This window comes from Psychrobacter sp. AOP22-C1-C5 (assembly GCF_052378885.1).
In the GTDB taxonomy this organism is placed as follows: Bacteria; Pseudomonadota; Gammaproteobacteria; order Pseudomonadales; family Moraxellaceae; genus Psychrobacter.
The window spans coordinates 180,412-200,169 of sequence record NZ_JBQSYC010000001.1 but is presented as its reverse complement, the minus strand read 5'-3'; the positions used below and the strand labels follow the sequence as shown (position 1 = coordinate 200,169).

Sequence of the window (19,758 nt, the reverse complement as noted above, 5' to 3'; positions counted from 1 at the left end):
AAACCCATGAGCAAGTCACTGATGACATTATGCATCATCCCGATCTTATCAATCCGCTTGACGATACACGAATCGATATCAAATCAGGTTTTGCTAAAGATTTAAATCCCATAAAAAGCGACGATCATGAGTATGAATATGATGTTGTTGTTTTAGGAGCTGGCCCTGCTGGTGAAGCAGCTGCCATGAAGCTAACAAAAGCTGGCAAAAAAGTGGTGGTCGTCGATCCGCGTGATCAAGTTGGTGGTAACTCTACGCATGTGGGTACTATTCCGAGTAAGGCATTACGTCAATCAGTGTTTAACCTGATTAACTTCCGCCGTGACCCTATGTTTACTAAAGCGATGGAATATAAGCAAGTACCTCTAAATAGTGTACTGGCGAATGCTCGTCAAGTGATACGTCGTCAAGTCAATACGCACACACGTTTTTATGAGCGCAACCGAATTGAAGTGATTCAAGGTTGGGGAAGTTTTGTTGATACGCATACTTTACGTATCGAGATTGATGACAATATTTTTGAGACCATTACCTTCAATAAAGCCATCGTAACTGTAGGTAGCCGTCCATATCGTCCTGACATTCTAGATTTCAATCATCCACGCGTTTTTGATTCTGATAAAATCCTCCAGATGGATTATATTGTCAAAAAAATCATCATCTATGGCGCTGGCGTCATTGGTTGTGAGTATGCGTCTATCTTTACAGGTCTTGGCTACAAAGTTGATTTGATTAATAACCAAGATCAGCTACTCAGTTATCTAGACAGTGAAATCAGTGATGCCATCGCGCACGATTTTAGGCAGTTTGGTGTCCTTATCCGTAGTAATGAAGAAATTGATCATTTAGAAACTCATGATGATTGTGTGATTTTGCATCTTAAGAGCGGTAAAAAGATCAAATCTGATGCCATTCTTTGGTCAAATGGACGCTCTGGTAATACCGAAGGTCTAAATTTAGAAGCGATTGGCCTTAAAGCCAACAGCCGTGGTCAACTAAAAGTCGACGATAGCTACCGTACTGAGGTTGAGAATATTTATGCCGCTGGTGATGTCATCGGTTGGCCATCGCTTGCTTCGGCTGCTTACGACCAAGGACGCTGTGCTGCCGCCTTTATGGTGGGAGACCGTGATGCTGAGCCAGTATCTAGTGTACCAACAGGTATTTATACAATTCCTGAAGTATCTTGTATTGGTAAAACTGAGCAAGAGCTGACCGATGAAAAAGTGCCATATGAAGTGGGACAAGCGTTCTTTAAGCACCTTGCACGCGCACAAATTATTGGTGAGCGTAGTGGGGTACTGAAGATATTATTCCACCGTGAAACTTTAGAGATACTAGGTATCCATTGCTATGGTAATCATGCTTCAGAAATTATCCATATTGGACAGGCAGTAATGAAGTGCAATAACACGCTTGAATACTTTGTAAATACGACATTTAACTATCCAACGATGGCAGAAGCTTATCGCGTTGCAGCATTGAATGGTTTGAATAGAATCTTTTAATTGGTAAGGTATTGATTGTAAAGTACTGAACCAATATAAGAAAAGCGTCTGCCCAAAAGCAGGCGTTTTTTTTGGTAAAGGCTTTGCTCAAATGATGAAAACTCATACTCAATAATAGCCGATAAATCTTATAGCACTGCTTTTCGTTGTTTTGTAGAGTCACGCCAGCGTATGCCCATAAGTAGGACAAAGTAAAACGCCCACAATCCTGCTAATGCATAAAACCCTACAGCGACTTGCGAGACACTAGCCCCCATTTGATTGAGCTGGACGGAGGTATTGATAGCAGGGGTCGTCGGTATGAGCCAGCGTATGACTTGTAAAACCTCTGGGAGTTGATAAGCAGGCCAAGGGTAGCCACTCACAAAAAACATGGGCAATGAGCTAAAAATCAAAATTTGCATACTGCGCTCACGCTGACGAAACCACAGTCCGAGCACACAACCGAGTGTCGCTACTGTAGGACAAAATAGCAGTAAAAATAACAAGCTGCCGAGCATGTTTTGTCCGCGCGAGTAGTGATGCAGCTCAAATGCCCAGCCATAATAAAAACAGCCAACCATAAAACCAAACATACTAAGCGCCGAAATACGGCCAAGCCAGCCACTAATACTGGTGGCATGACGCCGCTGCTCATACCATGTGCCAATCAGCATCGCTGTGGACATTAACAGCGTCTGTTGCAAAATGAGAATTGAGACCGCTGGCACGACATAAGCGCCATAACCTTCAGTTTGATTGTATAACGGGACAATTTTTAACGGCACAGCTTGAGTACTTGCCGCAGCAGTTGCAGAATAAGCACCTTGTGCCACATTTTTTTTGATTTCAATACCTGCTGACACCGTACTGACCGCTTGCAAAAAACCCATCTGTACATTTTTATTTAATAAAAAATAGCCGCCATTACCAAGGACGCTGACACTGGCGGGTTTTCCGGAAAGTACTTGTTGCTCCAGTCCACTTGGGATGATCATATACCCAGCGATGTCATCTGACCACATGGCCTCTTTAGCCGCTTGCTCATCGATAAAGCGCCGCGTGTCTAACTGCGGACTGGCGCTCGCATAACGGAAGAGGGTGTTTGATAGATTGCTGTTGTCTTTATCAACGATCCCCACTGGCACATGATTGACCACTTCGCTTGAATACGGCCAAGGATAAAAGAAACCATAAATAATAGGTGCAATCATTAATAATAAAAGCACGCCTTTATCAGAAAAGATATCTTTGATGGTTTGTAAAAAACTGCCAAAAAAGTTTTGTGACGAGGCGTGTTGGGAATCTACCGTTCCAGTAGATAGTTTGTCGTTTGGTAAGGATGACATTAGCGTGCTCCCCAGCGTTCAGGATGCGCCAGCGCGCGTTTGGTCAATAAAGCAGTTAAACTCATTGCAACTATTACTGCAATGGTAAGACCATAAACAATTGGCAACGACACAGTAGCAGGTGCTTGCATCTGTAACTGAGCCACATGCAACTTTAAATAATGGGTGAGTGGTAGCGCATCTGACCAATGCTGAGCACTGCTACTAATAGCGATGTAAGGAAAAGTAACCCCTGCAAACGCATACGAGGGAGCGGAAATAAAAGCCGTAGAAGACAAGCCCATTCGTAATGAGAATGAGGCCAAAGTAAAAATAGCACCGAGCCAAAACGATAGCATCATTAGTAGTATTAGACCGAGATAAGTAGCAACAAGGGAGCTAATGGCAATGGACTCTTGAGGCGTAGCAAGCCATAGAGCTAATACCGCCCAAATACTAAAAGCCAATGTTGGCCAAAAGTATTTGCCCAATAAACCAAACAATAGAATTGAGACGCTAACGTGTCCGGTCACTTGACTAGGTACGTTATTCTTATTTCTAAAGTCTTGATGGTTTTCTGTTTTATCTGCTTCTAACACAGGCATCGTTTCTTTCGTTATTTTATTGGTCATCATTAAGTTAGGATGACCTTTATTAATAAAACGATACCAGTGACCAAGTTTTTTATCACGCAGCTCACGACCAATGGTCGTCGCACCGATGACCATGGCCAAAATATGTAACAAAGCAGGGATGACAGTGGAAGCTAAAAACTGCTGATAGTTGGTTGCTTCGTTAAATAAGCTGATCCGCTGTATTTTAATGGGTGAATAAGCAATCGCTGCTTGTGCTGGTGCCATGCCTTTTTTAACCAAACGCTCTATCTTAACGCCTGCTGACAATGTTGCTGCGACAGCTTGGACGCTGGTTTGAATGATGCCCGAATGCGTGCCGTACTGAGCATTGACTTGCAAAACTAATGGGGCAGACCTACCAGACAGGATATTGCGAGAAAAGTTCTCAGGAATAACGACGATAGCATACACATCGCGTTGCAAGATGGCAGCCTTTGCCTCAGTGTCTGAGTAATAAAGCTGCCTGACCGTCAGAGTAGGGCTGGCTTCTAAATAGCGTACGGCGGTATTGGCAATAGGACCACTGTCTTGATCCATGACACCAATAGGCAAATCGGTAATCTGAGTCTGCGAAAATATCCACCAAATTATTAATACCGTCATCAATGGTATCCAGACTACCATGCTAAAGTCCCATGGGTTTTTGGCTAAAAACCGTCGCTCATAGGCAGCACTACGTACAAAAGCCGCACCTAGCTTAGTTAGGCACATGACTTACTCTTGGGTCTGATTGTTTGGATCAATGCGTACGACCACACTCATGCCTGAACGAATACGGGCGTCAGGTGTTGTCGGTCGCGCTTTGACTTCAAACGTGCGTACATCGAAGCCGTCGTCGTTATTGGTTGGACGCCAAGTTGCAAAGTCCGAGAGCGTGGAGGTGGCGTAGACCGTAAACTGTTTTGTGTAAGGCTTATCGGCAGATGACAGCGCTGGAATCGTACCTGTGAACTGCTGGCCTATCGCAAACTTATTTAAGTACGATTCAGTGACGTTCAATACCACCCATTGGTCGTTGGTATTGACCAGCGTTAAGATAGGGACACCTTGACCAATGACTTCACCTGCATTAACAATCACATTATCGACGATACCAGCAATTGGGCTTTTTAAATTGGCTTCTTCTTTTGCTACCAATGCCTCTTCTAATTGAGCATCAACCTGAGCAACTTGTGCGGTGGCGGCGGACTTGTCTTCACTGCGCGTGCCTTCCATTGCCAACTCATATTGTAAACGCGCGGCTTCCGTTTGATCTTGAGTGGCCAAATACTGAGCATACGCTTCATCGCGTTTTTGCCGTGCCATGAGTCCTTCTTCGTAAAGACGATTGACACGCTGGTACGTGTTTTCTGCCAAATCAGAAGCCGCTTTGTTGGCTTGCCATGCCGCTTTTGCTTGGGCAATCTCTTGCGGGCGAGCACCGTTCTCTGCTTTATCTAACTGACTTTGTGCCATTTGTTTGCCAGCGCGTGCTTGATTAATTTTCGCGTTGATTTCAGGTGAGTCCATTTCTATAAGCTGCTGACCGACCGTCACCGTATCTCCCTCTGTCACCAGGATTTGAGCAATACGTCCAGACACTTTTGCCGCGATGGACGTTTGCTCCATTTGCATCTGCCCTTGCAAGGTTATGACTTCAGGCGCACTTTGTTGATTGCTCTTGTATAGACCATAAGCGATTACGCCCACTACTATCAAAAACAGTAAGGCAAGAAGCGCTTTTTTGAGCGTGCCAGACTTGTCAGCTTTTGCTGTTGCGCGCTTATAGCTGGGCGTAGGTTGCTCTGTCTCAACATTAGGCACCTCCTCCATTTTATTGACCGAAGCTTGCCCATTTAGAGGGGTCACTGACTCAGTTGAATCATCTGGTTTGCGCGAGTTGTCTGATTCACGTGGTAATTCAGTCATGACGGTGAGATTCCTAAGGCAACAAGGTTGAGAATAAAGGGTTGATTACTAGTACACACGAATAGCGTAAGGTTTGGCATTTTCTATAATTTCAGAATTAAAAATAGCACCGAGGGCGATGATAAATGCTGAATAATACAGCCAGAGCATAATGACCACGGCTGCTGAGAGCGCGCCAAATTCAGCACTATAGTTATTGAAATTTTGCACATAAATCGAAAACAGCACAGACAATACAATCCAAAGAACAGTCGCCAAAGCTGCGCCTGGCATCAGTTGTTTTAACGCTATGGCATCACGGTTTGGGGCTAGACGATAGAGACCTACAAAGCTTAAGAATATGATACCGGCCAATATTGGCCATCTGCTCCAAAGCGCAATCGTCTTGGCCACTTGAGGAAAAGGAAAATAGGCCGCCGCTAAAGGAATGATGGCGATAGAGGAGATTGCTATAATTAAAACCACTACCGCTGCAAAGGTCAGACCAACTGCTCGAATTGTGCCTTGTATTAATCCACGTTCTTGGCTGATATGAAAGGCAAGATTGATAAGAATAATTAGCGATTTTATGCCTTTGGAGCCTGCGTAAAGGGCGAGTAAGCTCGATACAATAAGACTGAAAGTTAAGGCGGACGCAGTATTAGAAACCAACTCGCTTAAGCGTGAATCAAGGACTTCGTATACAGTGTCAGGTATAAATGCGCGTAAAAGTGCTATCTGTTCTTGCATCTCAGCGGGTGAAAACGCAAGACCATAGAGCAGTACAAACACAGCCATCACTGGGAAAATTGACAAAAAACCAAAAAAACCAACGCTCGCACAATGCGCCCAAATATTAGAGCTATTTGCGATACGCCATGCTTCTAGTAAAGGCTTAAGCCAACTTTTGAATTTGGAAGTCATTTTTTTCATAAAACAGTTATTCGCAATAGGATTGGTAATAGTAGGGTGATTAGTAGTTATATACTAATTAGTGAGTAATTGTATGATAACCAGTATAAGCGCTTATCAACCCACCCTACGATTTTTAATATAAAATCATCATTCAGTATACAAAGTCGGCAGTCGAATGTCGGCGCCATTAAGATAAGCGTTAAAGGCGAGGGGCGTGCCGCAACTTTGCATAAGGGCGGCCAATGACTGTACATAACTGTTTGCAGCTTGCGCTTGTTCAGTCCTTGCTTTGAGAGACTGCGTTTGGGCTTGTACCACGTCAATAGGTGTATTCACGCCTTCTTGTAGTCCCAGCTGACGCAAGCGCAATACCTCGGCTGCCAAATCGACGTTACTTTGCAATGCCTGATAACGTGACTGGGCATTATTGACATCGTGCCAGTTTTTTTCGACCAGCAATAACAAATTGTCGCTGACTTCAATCTCCGACAAATCGGCTTGGCGTATTTTGGCATTGCTTGATGCCAGTGAAGCGGTTTTATCGAGTCCGCCCCATAGCTTCCAGCTCGCAGAAACGCCCGCTACCCAGCTTGGGTCTTTTTCAACTTGTCCATAGCCATATAGCATGACTGTGGGTTTATAGCCAGTATCTGATAGCGCATGTAGCTGCTCAGCCTGGGCGCGTTTGGCAGCGACTTTTTGTAGACCCGGATGATTGGTGAGCGCCAAATCCTGAAAATAATTCACATCTGGTAAAGGGCGACTAGAGACAAACAATGGCGTCGAGGGTTTTATACGATATTCAGTACGCAACAGGCGCTGCAAAGCCATCATTGCAAGACGGGCATCGTTATTTGCGTTGACCGACTCACTTTTTGCATCGGCCAGTGCTGACTGTGCTTCTAAGCGATCAACACGTGAGATAAAACCTTCTTCAAAAAGGCGCTGCGCCATGTGATCAGTCTGCTGTAGCGTGTCATAAGCGTCTTCGCGCAGATAGGCGGCAATAATGGCCAATTGTGCTTTGAAGTACCGTTCGATCAAAGTGTTATAAAGCTCATTCTTATCAAGTATGCTATCTGCTACCGCTTCTTGGGTTCGCGCATTAGAGACACCGGTTAGTGCTGTGCTGCGTCCCGCGGTATAGATTGGCCATACTACTCCAAGACCTGCGCCTGTCGTTGAGCCTGAGCGCCTTAAATTGTATGAATCAGGAATACGCTCACCGACCAATTCACCAAAATTGGGTAAATCGGGCAGCGGTGGAATAGGAGGAATGCCGTTGTCAACGCCATTGTTTACATCATTAATGATGCCGTTTTTGAGCGTTGATAAGTCAAGATCTGTATCCAAGTTGTAGGCGTTGGCTGATACACGAGCAAACACTAAAGGATTGTCTATGGTTTTGAGCGCCTCTGTTTGATACTCACTAGCAGCGATCGCTGCTTGATTGGCCGCGATTTTTGGTGATACTTGCAAGAGAATGTTTTGCGCCTGCTCAAGACTTAGTAGGCTGGAGACTTCTAATGGGTAGCTGTTATCAACGCTTTTGTGGGTAATGGGATCGATAAGCGTTGTCAAACCAATCGCTTGTTCCTCGTTATTTTGCTTAGTAGTATTTGCAATGACTGCTCTCTTCTCTTCAGCATCGCTTTGATTGTCAGCATCAATAATTTGCGTCACGGCAACTGACATCGTATCATCTCGTCGCTCAATGTTATTTTCTTGAGCGCTCACAGAGGTGGCTAGGCTTATGAGTGTAACCATCATCATAGCAGCAGACAGCGTCGATAAAGAAAATTTCATAAGTCATGTAAGCCATTAATTGAAAAGCAGATATTTTAGAGTTACGTAGCGCATGAATACCATCGAACGTATTAATCGTAATTGCTAGCGACAGACGGAGCGCAGACGGTATCATAAACCATTAATTGAAACTGGAATTTTGTCACTCATAATAAGGCGTACACTGTAGTGCCACAATGGTGACGGGTCAATGCTCAGTATTCGCCCGTTTTGCGTTGAACGAGTGGTGCTTTTATGTTAGATGATTGAGTTTAGAAGCGGTGATAGCTTTATTGGTCAATTAATAATAAGCGTTTTATCAAATAATTAGCGGCCTTATCACGGCTATTTTTTATATTTAATGGTATTCCTGCAAGACGGTTTATCAACCAAAGAGCATACTAGTGTATGCTATATTTCTTCATTTTATATTATTAAAAAGTATGACGGTGAAAAGTATGGTTCTTAATTGAGGATATTTTACCGATTGATGTGAAAGGATGTAAAAATGTGCCTGCTGTAAATAAAAGGCGAAAAATACCAATAACAAAAAGACTGAGATAAGACGGGATGTGAGTGATGGCAGGATATATTTTGGCTTTAGACCAAGGAACAACGTCGAGTCGAGCGATATTGTACGATGATCATGCACGTCCGATCAAAATGGTACAGCAGCCGACGACTCTTAAAACCCCGCAAGCAGGTTTTGTCGAGCAGGACGCACAGCAAATTTGGCAGACACAGATTAGCTGCGCCCATGATGTGATCAATCGAGCAGGGCTACTTGCCACTGATGTCACCAGCATTGCCATTACCAATCAGCGTGAGTCCATTGTCATTTGGGACAAAAAAACAGGCAAGCCATTAGCGCCTGCCATCATTTGGCAAGACCGTCGCACAGCAAGTTATTGCGAAAAACTGACGACTGAGCCGACCAACAACATCACTTATAGTAACCAGAACGACATAGCAAGTGATGTGCAACGTATTACAGGATTACGCTTGGATCCGTATTTTAGCGCCAGCAAAATCGCTTGGTTGCTAGAACACAATCCCGAATGGCGTGCACGTGCCAATAAAGGCGAAATCGCTGTTGGCACTATAGACAGCTGGCTCATATATAAGCTCACTGGCGGTGAGCATGTCATCGATGTGACCAATGCTTCTCGTACTTTATTATATGACATCCATAAAATGGCATGGTCAGAGGCATTATGCACGCGCTTTGCAATACCAATGAACGTATTGCCCAAAGTACTGCCGTCTGATGGTGACTTTGGTAAAACCAAAAAAGGACTGTTTGCCAAACAAATTCCCATTCATGCAGTGTTGGGCGATCAACACGCAGCACTTTTTGGCCAAGGCTGTCTTGATGCTGGCATGGCAAAGAATACATATGGTACAGGTTGCTTTGTGCTGATGAATATTGGTACAGAACCGAGGCTTAGCGAACATAAATTACTGACTACCGTCGCTTGGCAAAGAAAATCTACACCATTTCGTCCAGAGAGCTTGTCGCTTGATCAAATCGTACAATCCGGTCGACGTATGTTACAACCACCCAAAAAACAAGTGACGTATGCACTAGAGGGTAGTGTGTTTATGGCAGGTGCGATCGTTCAATGGCTACGTGATAACTTAGGTATGATTCAACAAAGTGATGAAGTGGAGTATTTAGCACGGCAAGTTGATAGTAGTGGAGACGTGGTATTGCTACCAGCATTTACTGGGCTTGGCGCGCCTTATTGGCGCTCAGACGTTAATGCAAGTATCACTGGTATGAGTCGCGGTACGACTAAAGCCCATATTGCCCGTGCAGCATTGGAGGCAGTTGCTTACCAAACTTATGATGTGCTCATTGCAATGCAAAAAGACAGTCCTCATCCGCTCACTGAACTGAGAGTAGATGGTGGGGCTGCCAATAATGATTTGCTCATGCAATTTCAAGCAGATTTATTAAATGTGCCTGTACTGCGTCCAAAGGACACAGAAATCACTGCCAAAGGCGTTGCACTATTGGCTGGTTTAAAAACAGGTCTATACGATGAATCTACGATAAAAGACTCATGGCAAGTCGATCAAAGGTTTGAGCCTAATATGTCGAGCGATGCTCGTGAGCAACATCTTTACAAATGGCAGCAAGCGATTGATAGGGCATTGCGCGCATTATAAATTGAGCGATATATGAAAGGGCAAATAACCTTCTAGATAATTCTGATTTGCCTAAGATGAATTACGTAAAAAGCGTGTCTCTCCCACAAAATAGTTAGAAAGATACAAGCTGTAACGCAAGACAATCGCAAGTCGGACACAGTTTACACAATCAGCCTATCTGTCTTGTCCTATAAATTCCTATACTTTAGAAGAATTAAGCAAGACCGCTAATTTCTTATTTATTGAGAATTAGCACCAAATAACTCTAAAATATATAACAATGAATTTAAGGATAATATTATGAATAACGATGGCCGCATTACAGATCCAGCAAACCGTGTAATCGCTGATGACTATCAAGAAGTAGGCGATAGAGAGCGTATTATCGATGACAATCATCGCCGTGATACTGATCCTATGTTAGATGCAAACGGCAACAGAGTCGTACGACACGAAAATGACAACATCATTCATGATCATGACGCCATTGATCGTAGTGCCGTGAAAGGTATGTCTAAAGAAACTAAGAAAGATTTGAACGCTGATGTCATTACCGGTGAGCCAGGCTCGCATCCTGTTGGTACAGGTATTGGTGGTGTGGGCGGTGCAGTAGCAGGTGCAGCCATTGGTACGATGGCAGGTCCACTAGGTACTCTAATTGGTGGCGCTATTGGTGCTATCGTTGGTGGCGGTGCAGGACATGCAGCAGCTGAAGCCATCGATCCAACACATGAAGAAGCTTACTGGCGCGCTGAGCATGCGAATGCCGATTATTATAGAGAAGGTTATGATTTTGACCGTGACTTGCACCCAGCTTACGCGGTAGGTTATGCAAATCGTGCTCGTTATCCTGCTGATGCTCGTTTTGAAGACCATGAAGCAGATCTAGAGCGCTCATGGAACGAAGTTAAGGGTGATTCTCGTATGGAATGGAATGAAGCTCGTAGAGCATCGCATGATGCATGGACTCGCGTTTCTTAATAGTAGATGAGCCTAAACATTAAGTAAAACTAATAGCTCATTTGATTTACGTAAGTGAACACTACAGTATCTTACTGTCTCATAACTAGAGTTAGTAGGATTGTAGAACTGGTTTTTTTACTAGATAAAATCGATGATATTTGTGCTACTTTAAAGCTTCCAAAGAATTCTTTGGGAGCTTTTTTACTATCTATTTTTATTTATGAATATTATCATTTCAAAACACATTCGATTGTTAAAGATAATATTTAAAGGGAATGACAGGTAATTTATAATGAGTAATGATAATCACAGCAGTCAGAAACAGTTCTATATCGCGACGGCTAATTTACTCAATTTTGCGAATCCTAACCGTATCTACTATGAAAATGCGCCGGCCTATAGTACAAATGAATATGAGCATAAGCTGCGTGGTATTACTGATTTATTATCAAAAGCACATGCAGATATCATTGCTGTACAAGAAGTTTGGGACAGTGATGCGCTTGAAGCATTGGCAATGTCATTAGGGTTTGAGCATAACCATGTTGTGGCTCCATTAGCGAGTAACCATAGTACAAGTCTATATACGCAAGGCAAAGGAGCGCAAGGCACTCCGGCTGTTGGTATAATCAGTCGTTTCGAGCAGCTAGAATGCAGTTTGCTTGAAGAAATAGCTCCAAAGGCTGTGATTGACATCCCTGATGTTGGTCTTTATAAGCGTTTCAACCGTCCACCATTACTCTTACGTGTCAATGCGTATGGTCAACCAATAACGATTGTCACAGCGCATCTAAAAAGTAAACGTGCTTCTTTTTTACGCGACAAAAGCGGTAATCTATTAGAAGATATAGATGATCCAAACATTAGAGTTCGTGCCAAGCTGCGTAGTCTGTGTATGCGAGCGGCAGAAGCCGCGTCTATCCGTATGTCTATCATCGAGCGCTTACACCATACTCGTGAGCCACTGATTTTGTTAGGTGATATGAATGACGTCACTGGTAGCGTCACTACGCAATTAATGGCAGAGACTGGCGAAGTGAGCTATGATAAAAGTATGCGTGATGTTGCGTTATTTGATGCTGCTCGTATCCAATCGCGTTATGACTGGATGAGAGAGGTGGCATATACTCATATCTATCAGGGCATGCCAGAAGTAATTGATCAGCTGTTCGTGTCAGAAGAATTCTTGCCTGATAGTAAGTTTTCGCTTGGTCAGGTTGAACGGGTAGACTACTTTAATGATCATTTGAAGTGGGATTACGCAGATAGAGTCATTGATCATGGTATTATAAGAGCGAAAATCAAACTTAATAGTTAGTTTCAATGTAATGAGTGCTTTTATTGTATGGCATAATCAGAGTTATGAAATTATTGAACTGTACATTATTTTTTAACCCATTCATCTCCCTTGCTTGATAGTGTACAAGCGTTTATGATGCTTCTCCGATTGGTCTTATAGTGCTAGTATTAGCGTTATATCATTGACTAATAGGAAGTAACCCTTCACTTCAGAAGGAGTACTGTCCAATGAAGATCATTTTTATAAAATAGGGCGTAATTTTAAGAGACTTATGATGAGCGAAAATAAAGACGAAAAAATTGAAGATGTGTTGGTAGACTCGGAACTGGCAAAAAAACTTGTACCGAACAAGTTTAAATTTACCAGTCAACAAGGCCGTGCCCGCCGTCAAAAACTTTTGGCTGGTGCCAAGAAGTTGAGTGAAACACAAGCTATTAATGATATTACCTTAGCTGCTGTATGTGAAGAAGCGGGTATTCCAAGAGCTTCAGCTTATCACTTTTTCCCTAATATCGAAGCCATATTTTTAGCTTTACGTTTTTTGAATGCTATCGAGATATTGGAGATGGTAGAGACGGTTGATGTTGGTAATTATGACAGATGGCAAGGGTATTTGACCGCGCTTATCGACCAATGCGTAACGATATTCCATAACGATAAAACCAAAGCAAAGCTCATTTATGACACCAATACGCCTGACTTTGAAGGTGATGGTTTTGGTGAAGACATGGATCATCAAATCGTAGATTTGGTTTATAAGCGTTTGTCAGAGCGTTATGAAATGCCAAATTTTGAAGACGTCCAAGACACATTGCTGATTGCATATAGTATTGTTAACGCTATATTTACCTTGTCTTATCGTCGTCATCAAAGTATTACCAACGAATATATCCAAGAAGCAAACACGGCATTCATTGCTTACTTACGTTGCTATTTACCAGAAAAGCTACCGCGTAAAAATCGCTAATATAGATTGTTCAATAAAAAATAACTATAAAAAAAGCCGACATACTATGTCGGCTTTTTTGTAATTGTTTTACTGAGCGGGCGTTAATACTTGTCCGCGGCACACATCGTCACTCGCGTCTAAAGGTGCATATTGCTTGTAATACCTGACTATAAGCGTCTCTAGAGCGACGTTGGTTTTTGAATTATGAGCATTAACATATGCCTCGCGTGCTTGCTCGAGCCAACGATCCGCCATACGAAAATGACTACCAGACTCTCGCCCACCACGCTCACAATGGTTAGTGGCGGCCCAAATAAGGGCAACTTCGCTGAAAGCGATTTCGCGTGGGGCTGAGGTTATGCCATCACTCTCCTTGAGCGCACTAATGGTCGCCCATAGATCAGGTCGCATCAAAGCAGAGTTCGAAGGTATGTCTTGAATAAGAGGTAGATTTTGTTCAGTACGATTGTTTAACGCAACCAAGATGGTTTCTGCATTTTGTGCGGCTTGTAGACCAGCAGATGAGCGACTATTTATACTGTTTTGATGAATGGCATAGTTAAGCCAAGCTTGAGCTTTGTAGGCAAAGTATTGCTGACGTGCGCTCATACTGTGTTGTTGATACGCGTGCAATTGTGTCAACATACAGTTCATAGCGCGTTGACGTGTACTTTTATCTTTTGAATAGTGAGACAGCGTCTGAAATTCAGTGCAGCGATCAGAGTCTTTCTTTATAGTTATAATTGGTAGGATATGATGGCTTGAAGCAAACGCAGATGTCGTCATCGTTGTTGTCAATAATAAGACGGCTGATAACAGTGAATATGTAGATCGTCTATAAACGCCTGCTGTGATGACAGAATGAGACATGAGACAAAAACCTTATAATGAGCAGATGGGTGTTGGTGACTGTTGAGCTTGATCTCATGGCTTATAGGAATAGATCTGTCATACACTTGAGTAGAACTGATCGCTGCGATAAGTCTCCTATTACCATAAAATTATACTACAACAGTAGGAGACCACGCGTCTAAATTATAATTCTGGAGTGGCTGTCAAACGCTTGTTCTTACGTGGATCTTCACGCTTGAATAAGTCTTCGTCAAACTTGAAGCGCAGTCTAAAATAAGCACCTTGTTGTGTGGTGTCATCGTACGCGATGTCTTCGTCTTCAAAACCCATGAAGTTATAACCTAACGACAACCAAAGGTTGGTCATTGGACTATAGCCTACTTCAGCGCCCAACATATAAGCCATATCATCCGCTTGCTTGTTCCAATAGGTGCCTGCTTGCAAGCCTACATCCCAGCGTTCACTGATGTCATAAAGACCTCGAGTATAAAGCGCATGAGCAGTATTGTCGCTGCTGATATTATCGGCATCAAACTGAGTATATTTACCCGCATAATGGCCAGACAAAGTGAGCGGACGTGTTGGGTGATAGTTACCACTCAACGACCAGATAACAGAGTCCTTTTGATAAGTGTCTGTGCCAGTACTGTTATCATCTAAACGATATTCAAGTTTGGTTAACATATCCAGTTGGTTGCTATCATAATCACGATAAGCTGCACCAAGTTGAAAACGATTGATGGTACGATCGCCATCGTCATAGGCAATTTGTGAATAAATATCTTTGGCCAATAAAGTGACTTCATCGGTATATCGATACGCAATACCTGCACTACCCAACAATGTATCACTGGTTTCGCCCCAACGTTTTTCAAGACGAGCCGAGGCTTTATAATCTTCTTTTGCAAGGTACTCAACACCGATACCAGCTGCCGTTGCTGTATTTTCGGTATCGCCTTCTAATGACTCAACACGCTCAAACAAGGTATTCAGCGTTAAACCTTGCTGAATGTACCATTTGTTTTTTAGACCAATGGCCGCCTCAGCTTCGCGTGCGCTGATAGCGTCACGCATACGATATTCACTATAAACCTTGCCGTCTTTCATGTAGTTGGCGTCAAAACCAAATACGGTGCGTTGACGCTCTTCAGTATCATCCAAACCATAGCTACCAGATAAGCTGTTAATCAAATCATGGCGGGCATACAGACGTCCTAAGCTACCTAGTGGTGTCTCACCACCAATAGAAGTTGCATTGCGCTTACTGTTATCAATGTCCTGCTCGTATTCTGCAAACACTAAAGAGTTATTTAGCTTTGGTAAGCGTGCGGTAATACGAGCGCGCGCAGTGGTACCTTCGATATCTTTTTCAGCATTGTTCACACTATTAAGCGCTGACTGGTTAATGATATTGTCGTTAAAAATAGTGTCGTCAGTAATGTCTACAACATCTGTGGCGGCTTGAGTATTACGCGAGGCAGCAGTAGCGTCTTGTTTATAATAGCGTACCCCAATCTCACCAACGATATTGGTACTCAAACGTTGCTCAATACTGGCTAGAATACCCTCACGACTGGCTTCGGTAGTATGATCCTTGGTACGTACGCCTTCTAGTTTTAGCGCGGTCTTTTTATCGTTGATCAAATGAGTGAGCTCAGCACCTGATTCTTCGCGACCAGCCGTTTGCGGAGATGCGCCAGTGACGAAACCTTCATCCGTGTCTTTATAATAAGCTTTGGCACGAGTGTTTTTCTTGTCATCAAAGTCAAGCTCGACACGTAAGGCGTTGCCTTTAACGTCATTGCCTTCTAATGTGGCTGCGTTAATTTGGTTGCTTGGCTGAAAGTTTGGGTTTTCAGCTTTGTTCATTGCATATTCTGCGACCAGCTTTAGTTGGTTATTGAAATTGATGACACTGTTTACACTAGCTAACTCTTCTTTGTTTAGTGGGTCGTCACTGTTGATATAGCTACCACCGATAGCGACTTTTTCAGTCAGCTGTTGCTTGGCTGCAATACCACCGACTAAGTACGATTCGCCGCCTTCGTCTACTTCTACAGTGACGCGTAGGTAATTGGGGTTGCCATCAATGTCTTGGCTAGCAATAGGTGATTTTAGAAATAAACTGCGACTGATAGGATCAATCTCATAATCAGCAAAACGGGCAAGGGTTTTACGATTGATGATTAAGCCGGGATTGTTTGCATCACGCGTGATCACTTCAACAATTTCCGAGTTTTCTAACACCGCGTCGAAGTTTTCAGCCAATGGGTAGGGGCCTGAAATACCCAAACCGCGAGTCTCGTTGACACGCTGGCTGGTACTGGTTTCTGCTACAAAAGCTGTGACGCGAGTGGTATCGTCCTCGAATTGGGCTTTTACACCAGTCAGAGTACGGTTGTATTGGCCAAGCTTGATACCTTCATCATTATCAATTTGAGTTTTTAGGTCGCCATACATGGCAAATGAGCGACCTTTATCTAAACGCACATAAAGCTTACTGGTCGACTGTGCATCAAAGCCTTTCGCTGATGAATCACCATATACAGGATAATACTCGCCAGGCTCGATATCACGGAATAGACGCTCGCCTTTTTTATCACTGTCATAAGCCAACGTTAGTAAGTAGTCGCCACGAACTTTACCTTTTAGGAACATAGCTGCACGACCAGAGGCATCATTGCCAGCAAAATCATTCAATTCTTGCTCAAATGCACCCTGAGCATTAGTAATGCTACTACCATCAAAGTTTTTGAGGGAGATGGCACCTTCTACGATACCGACAGCTATCAAAGGACGTAATTGAGCGGTGAACTGTAATGGAATGATTTGCTTGCTGCTACCAGTATCAATAACCATCTCACCTTTGCCAGGTACGCTTGGGGCCGTGACTGGTATCAATAGTTCTCCGCCAGAGACGATGACTTGAGTACCAGATTGATTTTTATTTGTGTCGTTAAGGTTGATACGACCAATATTGGTATCGATAGTGAGGGGCGTTGAAGCAATATAAGGGCGACCATCACGGTCTTTTAAGCTAATAACGACTTGATATTCGCTTATGCCATCTGCGGCTACTAGATTTGCTTGAGTGCGGTAGTCAATGGCCTGTAGTTTTTCAGGCGTCAATACCTTGATGGTTTGTTCAGAGATGACTTTGCCGTTCACGTCAGTCGCCACGCCGCGTAAAGTATTGCTACCGCGCTGTAAGTTGACAGCATAGTAATCAAACGCAGTGACATTTTGCTTTGCTTGCTCGGCGGTTTTACCGATTTGTTGTTCTGATACGGCTTTGCCATTGGCATATAGCGTGAATAGTGAACCAAGTGGCGCTTGCACCTGTACTATTTGCTTATAGGTACTAAGCTGCTGGCTGTCTTTTAGATTGATAAAAGCGACGTCATTGTTTGCCACTTCTTTTAAGTATTCTTCTAGTTCTTTCTCTACTGGAGGGGCAACTGTGGTAACTGCCATATCTACACGATTGGCTACTGGATTGACCATTTCATTGACAATAGCGGAGTCACAATTATTACCTAGGTCTAGCTCGCCATTGATATGGCAGCCACTGGCTTCAACGTTGTCATCATGGTTTTGATTGTAATCAGGTTCTAAGGTCAGCTCCGTCTTAACGGCTTGCTCAAGCGTGTCGTTCTTTGCACTCACCGACTTACTACGAGCAACCAACTCTGCGTTCAAACGCTCAGTACTGTCACCCATGCCACCTATGATGCCGAAGTCAGCACGATGCAATTCACCATATTTTAGATCAACAAAGCGGCTACCAGCATCACCTGCATTACGATTACTTTGAGTGACCATTTCAGTTGCGTTAGGAAGCGTGGTGCGGTCAACTTTTAAGACATGAGTCTTGGCACTCACGCCGTAGAAGTTGTATTTACCTTCAGGATCAGTAACGACAAAATTACCGTTTTCCATGTAGATGCGTACGCCCGCGACACCAAGCTCGCCATCTTCTTTTTGTTGAATCCCGTCACGGTTGATGTCGTGGTAAACCTTACCGATGATGATACCATCGGTATTCATAACGCCGCGCTCTACGTCAATCTTCCACTGTGCTTCTCTTGATGAGAAGCGTTGACCTTGTTCATTACTAGCAACTGCGGTTGCGCGATTGATACCGTCACCGCCCAATGATGAGGCACCGACCAATACACGGTAAGTGATTTTTTTGGTTTCGCCATTTGGCATGTTACCTAGGCTTAACACCTGATATTTACCATCGGTCTTAAATTCAGTGGTTTGTACTTTATTGATGTCGATATCAGCAGTTTGGTTAACGCGCACGCTACCATCAACATAATCAAAACCACGGGGTAAGGCATCTTTTAGCTGTACATTATAAGCTGTAGAGTTACCACTGTTGGTCACATTGATGGTGTAATTGACATAATCACCAAGCTCGGCACTTTTAACCTCACTTTCTTTGGTAACGACTAGGCTTGGATTATCATTGATGATATTGATTTGTGTATTTAAACCATCGATACGTACCGTAAAGTCGCCATCGCTCGGTAACTGGTCGGCACCAGTGCCGACAGAAGGAGCAATACAAGCGTCCAAGCTGGCAGTTAACGTATCGTTTGCCAATGTTTGAATGAGCTTATCATTGATCGCATTGGCATTGTTTTGAGTCGGTGCAGACAACTGATATTTGCCAGTACTATTACCCGTCTCAATCGCTTTCAATGAGTATTTGTCACCCGTCAACAAAGAAGTGATCGTGACCCATACTTGATCTGGTTTGTCTAATTGAACATTACACTGCGCGTAGCTGGCGTCGATATAGACGTTTTCATCGATTTGCGAGGTATTTTTATGTTCATCAAATTTAGGGGTAGTAAACGTTATCTCAGGCTCAACGATTATCAACTTATCCGTAACATGAGCTTTTGTTATAGAGGGGTCTTCTAAGACGACAGCGCCAATTTTGATATCAGCAGTATCACCACTTTTGCCGTCAGCATCTGACAAAGCTTGCACAATAAGCTGGATGCTTTCATTATGCCCAAGCTTGATTTGAGCACTTAAGTTGTCAAAGATAACTTCAGTATCAGCGCTGTCAATGATGCCGTTTTTATTGATATCTTGATAAATTCTTAGGTTAGAAAGAGTTGGCGATACATCTAATGTGAGCTCAACAGTCTGATCGCTATAGCTGGTATTATTTAGAACATTGACCCAGTTTACCAAGGTATTAGGCATGACAGTGAGTAACGGCTGCTGAGTTAAGTTAATACCGTATTCAGGTAGAGCAGAAGATGTGACTTGAACTTGGTTTGAAACACTATTCTGTTTGATAGAATCAACGTCATAAACCGCATTAGCAATGTTGTTGATAGTTTGTACGAGAGTGCTAGGCGCAGCAAGCGCCATATTTGATTGCATAAGCAACATTGCTACTGACAGCGCGGAAACCTTTGCTGTACGCAATGTAGCACGATTAGACGCTGAGTATTTAGTCATATGTCGCTTATCCAAT

Annotated in this window: 12 protein-coding genes; 5 read left to right on the top strand and 7 right to left on the bottom strand. The window is 43.3% G+C overall.

Going from position 1 to position 19,758, the window contains the following annotated elements; genetic code table 11:
• The first annotated feature begins 29 nt into the window (after positions 1 to 29).
• Positions 30 to 1,508, top strand: a complete 1,479-nt coding sequence (gene sthA / locus ACT3TH_RS00745; protein ID WP_444754263.1) for a Si-specific NAD(P)(+) transhydrogenase — start codon at positions 30 to 32, stop codon at positions 1,506 to 1,508.
• A 128-nt stretch (positions 1,509 to 1,636) separates the two neighbouring features.
• Here sthA and ACT3TH_RS00740 read toward each other — a convergent pair whose 3' ends face one another.
• The 5 genes from ACT3TH_RS00740 to ACT3TH_RS00720 all read right to left on the bottom strand — a co-directional run bounded on the left by ACT3TH_RS00740 (position 1,637) and on the right by ACT3TH_RS00720 (position 8,058).
• Complete coding sequence (locus ACT3TH_RS00740) at positions 1,637 to 2,836, bottom strand: ABC transporter permease (RefSeq protein ID WP_444753950.1); 1,200 nt, start codon at positions 2,834 to 2,836, stop codon at positions 1,637 to 1,639.
• A complete protein-coding gene (locus ACT3TH_RS00735; protein ID WP_444753949.1) occupies positions 2,836 to 4,161 on the bottom strand; it encodes an ABC transporter permease in 1,326 nt (441 codons plus the stop codon). The genes ACT3TH_RS00740 and ACT3TH_RS00735 overlap by 1 nt, the downstream gene beginning before the upstream one ends.
• 3 nt (positions 4,162 to 4,164) lie before the next feature.
• Entirely contained in the window at positions 4,165 to 5,358 is a 1,194-nt protein-coding gene (locus ACT3TH_RS00730) for an HlyD family secretion protein (RefSeq protein ID WP_444753948.1), read from the bottom strand.
• A 48-nt stretch (positions 5,359 to 5,406) separates the two neighbouring features.
• Entirely contained in the window at positions 5,407 to 6,261 is an 855-nt protein-coding gene (locus ACT3TH_RS00725) for a YihY/virulence factor BrkB family protein (protein ID WP_444753947.1), read from the bottom strand.
• A gap of 138 nt (positions 6,262 to 6,399) precedes the next feature.
• Positions 6,400 to 8,058 (bottom strand): TolC family protein, encoded by a 1,659-nt coding sequence (locus ACT3TH_RS00720; protein WP_444753946.1) that lies wholly within the window; start codon positions 8,056 to 8,058, stop codon positions 6,400 to 6,402.
• A gap of 558 nt (positions 8,059 to 8,616) precedes the next feature.
• On the opposite strand from ACT3TH_RS00720, the gene glpK reads away from it, so the two are divergent.
• The 4 genes from glpK (at position 8,617) to ACT3TH_RS00700 (ending at position 13,421) form a co-directional block, all read left to right on the top strand.
• Positions 8,617 to 10,209 (top strand): glycerol kinase GlpK, encoded by a 1,593-nt coding sequence (gene glpK, locus ACT3TH_RS00715; RefSeq protein WP_444753945.1) that lies wholly within the window; start codon positions 8,617 to 8,619, stop codon positions 10,207 to 10,209.
• A 492-nt stretch (positions 10,210 to 10,701) separates the two neighbouring features.
• Complete coding sequence (locus ACT3TH_RS00710; RefSeq protein WP_444754262.1) at positions 10,702 to 11,172, top strand: hypothetical protein; 471 nt, start codon at positions 10,702 to 10,704, stop codon at positions 11,170 to 11,172.
• A gap of 274 nt (positions 11,173 to 11,446) precedes the next feature.
• The gene (locus ACT3TH_RS00705; protein WP_444753944.1) at positions 11,447 to 12,472 is read left to right on the top strand and encodes an endonuclease/exonuclease/phosphatase family protein; all 1,026 of its coding nucleotides are present in this window, start codon (positions 11,447 to 11,449) and stop codon (positions 12,470 to 12,472) included.
• Positions 12,473 to 12,728: 256 nt separating this feature from the next.
• On the top strand, positions 12,729 to 13,421 hold the full coding sequence (locus ACT3TH_RS00700) for a TetR/AcrR family transcriptional regulator (protein ID WP_444753943.1): 693 nt from the start codon (positions 12,729 to 12,731) through the stop codon (positions 13,419 to 13,421).
• 69 nt (positions 13,422 to 13,490) lie between these two features.
• Here ACT3TH_RS00700 and ACT3TH_RS00695 read toward each other — a convergent pair whose 3' ends face one another.
• Positions 13,491 to 14,273: a hypothetical protein gene (locus ACT3TH_RS00695; protein WP_444753942.1), complete on the bottom strand. Its 783-nt coding sequence runs from the start codon at positions 14,271 to 14,273 to the stop codon at positions 13,491 to 13,493.
• A gap of 165 nt (positions 14,274 to 14,438) precedes the next feature.
• Positions 14,439 to 19,742, bottom strand: a complete 5,304-nt coding sequence (locus ACT3TH_RS00690) for an SdrD B-like domain-containing protein (RefSeq protein WP_444753941.1) — start codon at positions 19,740 to 19,742, stop codon at positions 14,439 to 14,441.
• Positions 19,743 to 19,758: the final 16 nt, after the last annotated feature.

Excerpts from the sequence above, each read along its gene's own strand:
- ACT3TH_RS00735 (WP_444753949.1), bottom strand. The coding sequence starts at position 4,161 with ATGTGCCTAACTAAGCTAGGTGCGGCTTTTGTACGTAGTGCTGCCTAT.
- ACT3TH_RS00690 (WP_444753941.1), bottom strand. The coding sequence starts at position 19,742 with ATGACTAAATACTCAGCGTCTAATCGTGCTACATTGCGTACAGCAAAG.
- ACT3TH_RS00725 (WP_444753947.1), bottom strand. The coding sequence starts at position 6,261 with ATGACTTCCAAATTCAAAAGTTGGCTTAAGCCTTTACTAGAAGCATGG.
- ACT3TH_RS00730 (WP_444753948.1), bottom strand. The coding sequence starts at position 5,358 with ATGACTGAATTACCACGTGAATCAGACAACTCGCGCAAACCAGATGAT.
- ACT3TH_RS00740 (WP_444753950.1), bottom strand. The coding sequence starts at position 2,836 with ATGTCATCCTTACCAAACGACAAACTATCTACTGGAACGGTAGATTCC.
- sthA (WP_444754263.1), top strand. The coding sequence starts at position 30 with ATGCATCATCCCGATCTTATCAATCCGCTTGACGATACACGAATCGAT.
- ACT3TH_RS00700 (WP_444753943.1), top strand. The coding sequence starts at position 12,729 with ATGAGCGAAAATAAAGACGAAAAAATTGAAGATGTGTTGGTAGACTCG.
- glpK (WP_444753945.1), top strand. The coding sequence starts at position 8,617 with ATGGCAGGATATATTTTGGCTTTAGACCAAGGAACAACGTCGAGTCGA.
- ACT3TH_RS00705 (WP_444753944.1), top strand. The coding sequence starts at position 11,447 with ATGAGTAATGATAATCACAGCAGTCAGAAACAGTTCTATATCGCGACG.
- ACT3TH_RS00695 (WP_444753942.1), bottom strand. The coding sequence starts at position 14,273 with ATGTCTCATTCTGTCATCACAGCAGGCGTTTATAGACGATCTACATAT.
- ACT3TH_RS00710 (WP_444754262.1), top strand. The coding sequence starts at position 10,702 with ATGTCTAAAGAAACTAAGAAAGATTTGAACGCTGATGTCATTACCGGT.
- ACT3TH_RS00720 (WP_444753946.1), bottom strand. The coding sequence starts at position 8,058 with ATGAAATTTTCTTTATCGACGCTGTCTGCTGCTATGATGATGGTTACA.